An 8224-nucleotide genomic window follows, 5' to 3' on the forward strand; every position below is an offset into this window, starting at 1 on the left:
TCCTCGGGCAGTGCGTGCGTCTGTGCATCGCGCAGCATCTGCAGGCGGTTCTCCAGCCGGCGCAGGAAACGGTAGGCCTGTATCAGCGCCTCGCCTTCCTCCGGCGACACCTGGCGTGCCGCCACCAGCGCCGGCAGCGCCACGCGCAGGCGCCGTTCGCGCAGGGTCGCTTCGCGCCCCCCGCGGATGAGCTGCAAGGCCTGCACCAGGAATTCGATTTCGCGGATACCGCCCGGGCCGCGCTTGATGTCGTCGGCCAGTTCGCGGCGCGCGACCTCGGCAGCGATGGCGGCCTTCATTTCGCGCAGGCCATCGAGGGCGGTGTAGTCCAGGTACCGGCGATAGACGAACGGCCGCAATGACTCCAGCCAGCGCTCCCCCGCCTCGATGTCGCCGGCGACCGCGCGCGCCTTCAACCATGCATAGCGTTCCCAGTCGCGGCCTTCGCGCTGGAAGTACTGGTCCATCCCGGCGAACGACAACGCAAGGCGACCCGCATTGCCGAAAGGACGCAGGCGAAGGTCGACGCGATGGCAGAAGCCGTCGACGGTCGGCTCATCCAGGAGTTTCGCCAGACGCTGGCCCAGCCGCATGAAGTAGTCCTCGGCGGCGAGCGATCGCGCGCCGTCGGATTCGCCCCCTTGCGGATACGCATAGACCAGGTCGATATCGGAAGAGAAGTTCAGTTCACCGCCGCCCAGCTTGCCCAGGCCGAACACCACCAGGCGCTGCACACTACCGTCGGGTGCACGCACGACGCCATGCCGTTGCGCGAACTCGGCTTCCAGCGCGTCGAGCGCGGTCTGCAGGCAGACCTCGGCCAGGCGCGTGGTGCCGGCCAGCGTGTCGTCGACCGTGTCCAGGCCATGCACGTCGCGCCACACCAGCCGAGTCGACTCGGCGGCGCGGTAACGACGCAGCAGCTCGGGCCATTGCGCGGTGTTGTCGGTCGTCAGTGCGGGCACCGGCCACGGCGCGGCGCCATCGTCGCGCAACAGTACGGTCAGCAGATCGGGCTGGCGGCGCAGGGTTTCGAGCGCGAGGTCGCTCGTGGCGATCACGCTCGACACACGATCGACGTGGCCGGTGTCTGCGAGCAGTCCCTCCATGTCGGCGGACACGGCGCGCAGTCGCGCCAGACCGCGTTCGATCAGTGCATCGCGTTCCGTGTCCAGGGACGAGGTCGCATCGTTCATGGCGGCGATTCTGGCATGCGCCGCGACTGTTGTAGGAGCGACGTCAGTCGCGACCGGAGTTCGTCAGACCACGGCGATGTCAAACCAGCAAGAATTCGCTCCGACCGTCCCCCTGCGCACCTTGGCTGCCGCGTCGTGCGGTCGCGACTGACGTCGCTCCTACGACAGGCGGGATCAGGCCGCCTGCGAAAGATCCGGCAGCACGGCCTCGTGCCGCAGCGACAGGCCGAACTGCTCCGCCATGTGCTTAAGCAGCACCGGCTTCACCTGGTCCATACCGGAGGGACCGCCGAGATCCGCCAGCGAAACGACCTGCAGGCCCTGATAGCCGCACGGATTGATGCGGTGGAACGGTCCGAGATCCATCGCGATGTTGAACGCGAGGCCATGGAAGGTGCAGCCGCGCCGCACGCGGATGCCGAGCGCGCCGATCTTGGCGCCGGCCACGTAGACGCCGGGAGCGCCGTCCTTGCGTTCGGCATGCACGTTCCACTCTGCCAGCGTATCGATCATCGCCTGCTCGATCCTGCAGACGTAGTCGCGCACGCCGACCTTCAGGCGCTTCAGGTCGAACAGCGGATACGCAACGATCTGGCCGGGGCCGTGGTACGTCACCTGTCCGCCACGGTCGACATGGACGACCGGGATGTCGCCCGCCGCAAGCACGTGCTCGGGCTTGCCGGCCTGGCCGAGGGTGAACACCGGGTCGTGCTCCACCAGCCACAGTTCGTCGCCGGTCGCGTCGGTACGCGCATCGGTGAAGCGTTGCATGGCGCGCCAGACCGGCTCGTAGGCCTGGCGGCCGAGCTCGCGGACAGCGCAGGGCGAGGTCACAGCGTCCACTTCACTTCCGGGTGGTCGCGCAGGGCTTCATGCGCCGCGTCGTACTGCGCGCGGTCGTTGGCCTGGAAGCGGATGCGCACGGACACGTACTTGCCGTTGGTGGAATGCTTCCAGCTGATGTCTTCGTGCAGCACCTCGACGCCTTTCGATTCCAGCAGGCGGGGCAGCTCGGTCTCCAGGCCGGTGCCGGCCGAGCCCATGGCGCTGAGCTCGAAGGTGCCGGGAAACTGGAAGCCGTGTTCGGGGTTGTCGGATTTGATTTCCATGCCCGGATTATTGGGATGCGGGCAGCGAAAGCCAAGCCACGCCACCCGGGAACGACGAAGGGCCGCGTGCGCGGCCCTTCGTCTTCACCCGGCGCGGCGGTTCAGCGCGCCAGCTGCACCAGGCTGGACGAGACCCAGCCCTTGTTGCCGAGTTCGTCCTCGACTTCCCACATCACCCCGTCCTTGTTGCCGGTGGGGTACAGCATCATGCCGGGATCCAGGTCGCGCACGGCCTTGCCGGTGCCCTTCGGGTTGGCGAACAGGCGGCCGGGCTTGGTCATCTCCACCGCCTGCTGGGCATTGGATGCCGAGGCATTGCCGGACAGGCCGCCCAGCTCGCTGACCAGGTTGGTGTAGGCCTGCAGGTAGGCCAGCGTGATGACCTGGCCGATCTCGGTGTTGGCGTAACCGCTGGCACCGCCACCGCCCCAGTGGCTGCCGGTGAACAGGCTGCCGCCCGCGCCCCAGCCGATGTCGGTCTTCTTGGCGCTGCCTTCGGCCATGGCGACCTGCTCGGAAGAACGCACGTCGGTGACGGTCAGGACGACGTCGGCGGTCTTCTTCTTGAAGTCCAGTCCGCCCACCACCCGACCGACGTTGCCACCCATCAGTCCGCCCAGCAGGCCGCTGATGGCATTGCCGCCGGCATTGCTGTTCTGCGAGATCAGGTCGGGCACCAGCACGTAATCGGCGGCACGGATCTGGCCCTTGCCGATGTTGGAGCGGTTGCGCAGCTCCCCACTGGCGGCCAGATCGCGCTCGGCCATCGCCGCACCCATGCCAACCCCACGGTCCACCAGCGTGAAGCAGCGCGACTTGTTGACGAACACCTTGATCAGCTTCGACGGTGCCGGCAGCTGCTGGCCACTCCACCAGTTCACGCCGTCCTCGGGCTCGATCACCGAGATGGTGCCCAGCGGCTTGCTGCAGGTCGGGATCTCCGCGGTCTGCTGCTTGCGCTGGTCCTGCGCGCTCTGGCGCTGCGCCCAGGCGGGTGTCGTCGCAGCGGCCGCCATCAGCAGGCAGGCCGTCATCGTCATCTTCTTGCAGGTTCCCCTGTTCACGCGTGCTTCTCCTTGAGAATGATGGTGCCCGCACCCCGCGGACCTTCCATTGCGGGCGTGGCCTGCGTTCGCGTGCCGGGTCGCCCGACCGCGATGATAGGCGAAGAATGCGGTTTCGCTGGCTACACACGAAAAGAGTGACATCCAAAGGCCATCGGGCAAGGCGGGGAGGCGATACGGCGATAATGCCCGCCCTTCCCGCGAGGTCCGCCGTGCCCTATCTGCTCTCCAGCGTCGTCTGCAGCGTGCTCGTGTCGGTCCTGCTGAAGCTCATGCAGCGGCGCGGCATCGACACGGCCCAAGGCATCGCCTGGAACTACCTGGCCGCCTCCCTGCTGTGCTTCACCCTGCTGGATCCGCCGCTGTCGGCACTGGCCGCTGCGCATGCTCCGTGGCCCGCGCTCGCGCTGCTGGCGGTCCTGCTGCCGGGCATCTTCCTGGCGCTGTCGGCCTCGGTGAAGGCGGCCGGCATCGTGCGCACCGACATCGCACAGCGCATGTCGCTGGTACTGTCGCTGCTGGCCGCCTTCCTTTGGTTCGGTGAACAGGCCAATGCGCTGCGTCTCGCCGGTCTCGCAGTGGGCCTGGTCGCCATCGTGTTGCTTGCGCTGCGCCCGCGCACCGCGTCGGCCGAGGCCGAGGGCGGCTGGACCGGCTGGGCATTGCCGCTGGTGGTGCTGGTCGGCTACGCCAGCGTGGACGTGCTGTTGAAGCACATCGCCGCAGCCGGCACGCCGTTCGCAGCCTCGCTGCAGGTCGCCTTCGTCGCCGCCTTCATCGTGATGCTGGGCGTGCAGGGCGCACGGCGCCTGCGTGGCGGCCCGGCGCTCACGCTGCCCGCGCTCGGCACGGGCCTGCTGCTCGGGGCGTTGAACTTCGGCAACATCCTGTTCTACGTGAAGGCCCACCGCGCGCTGCCCGACCATCCGGCGGTGGTGTTCTCGACGATGAACATCGGCGTGGTGGTCCTGGGCACGCTGGCCGGCACGTGGCTGTTCCGCGAGCGGCTGAGCCGCACCACCCTGCTGGCGATTCCGCTCGCGATCCTCGCCATCGCGGTGATCGCGGCCGGCCTGTAGGCAGGCAAGAAAAAGGCCGGCATGCGCCGGCCTTTCCTCATCGTGCGGTGCGCCGGATCACTCCGACTCCCACCACATCCAGAATGCGTCCCACAGGCGCTTGAAGAAGCCGGCTTCCTCGATCGGCGTGATCGCCACCAGCGGCGACTGCGCGACGACCTTGCCGTCCAGCGTGACCTTCACCGTCCCGATGGCCTGGCCTGCGGTGATCGGCGCCACCAGCGTCTTCGGCACGTCCATCGTCGGCTTCAGGTCGTCGTAGCGGCCCCGCGGCACGCTGACCAGCATCGGCTGGGCCACGCCCAGCTGCACATCCTTGGTCTTGCCCTTCCAAACGCGCTGCGTGGCGATGGCCTTGCCCGGCTCGTAGAGGCGGTGGGTTTCGTAGAAGCGGAAGCCCCAGTTCAACAATGCCAGGCTGTCGTCGGCGCGCTGCTTCTCCGAGGTGGATCCCATCACCACCGCGATCAGGCGCTGGTCGCCGCGCTTGGCCGAGCTCATCAGGCAGTAGCCCGCGGCGGAATGGTGGCCGGTCTTGATGCCGTCCACGCTCGGATCGCGCCACAGCAGCAGGTTGCGGTTCGGCTGGGTGATGGTGCCGACCGTGAATTCCTTGATCTTGTTGAAGGCGTACTGCTCCGGATACTCGCGGATCAGGGCGCGGCCCAGCAACGCCAGGTCGTACGCGGTGGAGTAATGCTCCGGCGCCGACAGGCCATGCGCGTTGACGAAGTGCGAGTCCTTCATGCCGATCTGCGCGGCGTAGTTGTTCATCAGCGATGCGAAGGCTTCCTGGCTGCCGGCGGCGTGCTCGGCCAGGGCGATGGCGGCGTCGTTGCCGGACTGCACGGCCATGCCGGTTTCCATGTCCAGCAGCGGCGCGGTCTTGTTGACGGCGAAACCGCTGTAGCTGCCGTCGGTGCCGGCGCCGCCCTCGCGCCAGGCGCGCTCGCTCATCATCACCTGGTCGGTCGGCTTGATCTTGCCGTTCTTCTGCTCGGCGGCCAGCACGTACGACGTCATCACCTTGGTGATGCTGGCCGGCTCGACACGCTCGTTGTAGTTCTCGCCCGCCAGTACCTGCCCGGTGATGTAGTCCATCAGCACCCAAGCGGTCGCCGTCGGCGTGGGCGCGGGCGGGATGGCGACGGGAGCCGCGGCGGCGGCGGGCGGCGTGGCCGGCGCGGGGGTCTGGGCGATGGCCAGACCCATGGCGGTGGTCGCGAGCGCGGCGAGAACGAAACGGAACTTCATCGGCGGAAAACTCCTGGCAAGGCCCTGGGCCTGACGGTGCAAGGCGAACATTGTAGGGAGGCCGGCTACCGCGTGGGTTGGAAAGACGTAAAAAACCGGCAGCCGGACGTCGACGCTAGTCGCGAACGATCTGCGGGCGTCCGAAACCCAGACTCGCGATCCTGCCCGCCAATGCTTCGGCCGACGCGGCATCGGCGGCCCCCACGCGCAATCGCCACAGCGGGCGGTCCGCGCCGGGCACATCGCTGAGCCGCGCGTCGGCGATGCCGGCGGCGGTCAGGCGCGCGAGCGCGCGGTCGGCATTGTCGCGACTGGAGAAACTGGCGACCTGCAGCTGCACGGTGGATGGCGTCGCCGCGGCCGGCGGAGGGGCCTTCGCCGGCACGGCGGCAAGCGGCACGCTCGCGGCAGCGCTGGTGACCACAGGGGTGCCCGGCTTGCCGGACGCGACACGTACCCCGTTGGCTTTCATCCACGCCTCGAAGCCGGCGGCACTGGGCACATCGCCCGGCTTGGCTGGCACGTGGTAGCGGACCGCCTCTGCAGGCAACGTCCCGACGAGCTGGTCCATCGCCGAGGGAGGCGAATCCGCCGCGGGCGTGGCCGCGAGCGTGGCGCCTTCCGGCGTCAGCGCGCGCACTTCCACGCGACCCGTCCCGCGCTGGGTGATGCCCAGGCGCACCGCGGCGGCATAACTCAGGTCGATCACGCGGCCCTCGTGGAAAGGACCACGATCGTTCACCCGCACGACCACCGACTTGCCGTTGTCCAGGTTGGTCACGCGCGCGAAGCTGGGCAAGGGCAGCGACTTGTGCGCGGCGCTGTAGGCGTACATGTCGTACACCTCCTGGTTGGAGGTTCGACGGCCATGGAACTTGTTGCCGTAGTACGAGGCGGTGCCCTGCTCCACGTAGCCGTCGACGCGGTCGAGGACGCGGTACTGCTTGCCGAGCACCGAATACGGCGACTTGTTGCCGACCCGCGATCGCGCCTCGGCGGTGACCACGGGTTCGCGGATGCAATCCAGGTCGGGCACGTGGTCGGGCGTTGTGTCCGACACGCCGGGCTTGTACAGGCCACCGGCGGTGTAGTCGCCACGCGTGGACAGGTCTTCCTGCGCGGGCGCGTAGCGCGAGCAGTCCTTGCCCGCGATGGCCGGCGAGGGCGTCGCCGGCGCCGGCCGCACGGTGCCGCCGGTGGAGGCCGACGGTGGCTTCTTCGGCGCCGTGCTGCACGCGGCCAGGGCCACCGCCAGCAGCGGCAGGGCCAGCCACTTCATGCCGGCGGAATCTCGCGGCCGGCGATCGCCTGCGACAGCTGGTAGACCGCCATCGCGTACATCTTGGAATTGTTGTACCGGGTGATCGCGTAGTAGTTCTGGAAGCCCAGCCAGTACTGCTTGCCGTCCGCGCCATCCAGTTGCACCAACGTGGCCATCGCGTCCGGCGCGACCGGGTCGAGCGGCCGGTAGCCCTTCTCGGCCAGCTGCGCGAGCGAATAATCGGGTGTCCAGGTCTCCGGGTTGAACTCGGCGAAACCGTCCTGCAGCTGGGCGCGCGCGACGACCGCGCCGCCCGGCACCCAGCCGCCGCGTTCGCCACCCTTCTTGCGGAAGTAATTGGCGATCGAGGCGAAGATGTCCGGATACGTGGCGAACAGATCACGGCGACCGTCGCCGTTGCCGTCCACTGCGAACTCGCGGTAGCTCGATGGCATGAACTGGCCCAGCCCCATCGCGCCGGCATAGCTGCCGGTCAGCGAGGCGATGTCGAGCTTCTCTTCCCGTCCCAGCGCGAACAGCTGCGCCAGTTCGTCGCGGAAGAACTGCTCGCGACGGTATTCGTACGCCGCACGCTCCGGATTGCCGGTGCGCGGATAGCGGAACGCGAGCGTGTACAGCGCATCCAGCACCTTGTGGCGACCGGTGAAGCCGCCGTAGTTGGTCTCCACGCCGATGATCGACACGATCACCTCGGCCGGCACACCGTACTGCTGCTCGACGCGGGTCAGCTCGTCGCGGTGCTGCGCCATGAATGCGCGGCCCCCATCGATGCGGGTCTGGGTCAGGAAGCCAACCCGGTATTCGCTCCATGGCTTGACCCGTTCCGCCGGTCGCGACATCGCCGCGACCACGCTGTCGAGGAACTGCGCCTTGGCCAGCGTCGCCTCGATCTCGGCGGGTGCGATGCCGTACTTCGCGGAGGTATCGCGCACGAACTGCGCACGCGCGGTGGGGAAATCGACCGGCTTCAGCGCTTCCGGCGGCACCTCGGCCACACGCTCGACCGACGTCTCGGCGGGCGTCGCCGGAGCGGCAGCGGAAGGCGTCGTCGAAGCCGCCGGTGGCGGCGGTTGCGGTGTGGCGCAGGACGCCAGGCCCAGCACCAGAAGGCAGGAAAGTGCGTTTCGCATCATCGGGGCGAGGGTAGCATGCAGGGTGCGGGAAATCGTGAACGTTGGGAGGCGGCAGTGAGTGGAGCGGAGCGAGGAACAGCAACACCTGCTTCTACTCACGCCTCACT

Annotated in this window: 8 protein-coding genes; 1 reads left to right on the forward strand and 7 read right to left on the reverse strand. The window is 68.3% G+C overall.

The genetic code is table 11. The features are described 5' to 3' along the window. The 4 genes from AC04L7_RS07830 to AC04L7_RS07845 all read right to left on the reverse strand — a co-directional run. On the reverse strand, nt 1-1196 hold a 1196-nt coding region (locus AC04L7_RS07830; protein ID WP_475512782.1), incomplete at its 3' end, for a [protein-PII] uridylyltransferase family protein. A gap of 174 nt (nt 1197-1370) precedes the next feature. Next, entirely contained in the window at nt 1371-2039 is a 669-nt protein-coding gene (gene lipB, locus AC04L7_RS07835) for a lipoyl(octanoyl) transferase LipB (RefSeq protein ID WP_435996611.1), read from the reverse strand. Beyond that, nucleotides 2027-2305, reverse strand: a complete 279-nt coding sequence (locus AC04L7_RS07840; protein ID WP_299344368.1) for a DUF493 family protein — start codon at nt 2303-2305, stop codon at nt 2027-2029. Before AC04L7_RS07840 ends, lipB begins: the two co-directional genes overlap by 13 nt. A gap of 101 nt (nt 2306-2406) precedes the next feature. Beyond that, nucleotides 2407-3321: a CsgG/HfaB family protein gene (locus tag AC04L7_RS07845; protein ID WP_436000929.1), complete on the reverse strand. Its 915-nt coding sequence runs from the start codon at nt 3319-3321 to the stop codon at nt 2407-2409. A gap of 260 nt (nt 3322-3581) precedes the next feature. Here AC04L7_RS07845 and AC04L7_RS07850 point away from each other — a divergent pair, with 260 nt between their 5' ends. Beyond that, complete coding sequence (locus tag AC04L7_RS07850; protein WP_436000927.1) at nt 3582-4448, forward strand: EamA family transporter; 867 nt, start codon at nt 3582-3584, stop codon at nt 4446-4448. 57 nt (nt 4449-4505) lie between these two features. Here AC04L7_RS07850 and AC04L7_RS07855 read toward each other — a convergent pair whose 3' ends face one another. The 3 genes from AC04L7_RS07855 to mltB all read right to left on the reverse strand — a co-directional run bounded on the left by AC04L7_RS07855 (nt 4506) and on the right by mltB (nt 8117). Next, complete coding sequence (locus AC04L7_RS07855; protein ID WP_435996609.1) at nt 4506-5702, reverse strand: D-alanyl-D-alanine carboxypeptidase family protein; 1197 nt, start codon at nt 5700-5702, stop codon at nt 4506-4508. Nucleotides 5703-5817: 115 nt separating this feature from the next. After that, nucleotides 5818-6981, reverse strand: a complete 1164-nt coding sequence (locus AC04L7_RS07860) for a septal ring lytic transglycosylase RlpA family protein (protein WP_435996607.1) — start codon at nt 6979-6981, stop codon at nt 5818-5820. After that, nucleotides 6978-8117 (reverse strand): lytic murein transglycosylase B, encoded by a 1140-nt coding sequence (gene mltB, locus AC04L7_RS07865; RefSeq protein ID WP_435996605.1) that lies wholly within the window; start codon nt 8115-8117, stop codon nt 6978-6980. Before mltB ends, AC04L7_RS07860 begins: the two co-directional genes overlap by 4 nt. Between the last annotated feature and the right edge of the window lie 107 nt (nt 8118-8224).

The organism is Pseudoxanthomonas sp. LjRoot204_2 (assembly GCF_056175765.1).

Excerpts from the sequence above, each read along its gene's own strand:
- AC04L7_RS07840 (WP_299344368.1), bottom strand. The coding sequence starts at position 2,305 with ATGGAAATCAAATCCGACAACCCCGAACACGGCTTCCAGTTTCCCGGC.
- AC04L7_RS07845 (WP_436000929.1), bottom strand. The coding sequence starts at position 3,321 with ATGGCGGCCGCTGCGACGACACCCGCCTGGGCGCAGCGCCAGAGCGCG.
- AC04L7_RS07855 (WP_435996609.1), bottom strand. The coding sequence starts at position 5,702 with ATGAAGTTCCGTTTCGTTCTCGCCGCGCTCGCGACCACCGCCATGGGT.
- AC04L7_RS07860 (WP_435996607.1), bottom strand. The coding sequence starts at position 6,981 with ATGAAGTGGCTGGCCCTGCCGCTGCTGGCGGTGGCCCTGGCCGCGTGC.
- mltB (WP_435996605.1), bottom strand. The coding sequence starts at position 8,117 with ATGATGCGAAACGCACTTTCCTGCCTTCTGGTGCTGGGCCTGGCGTCC.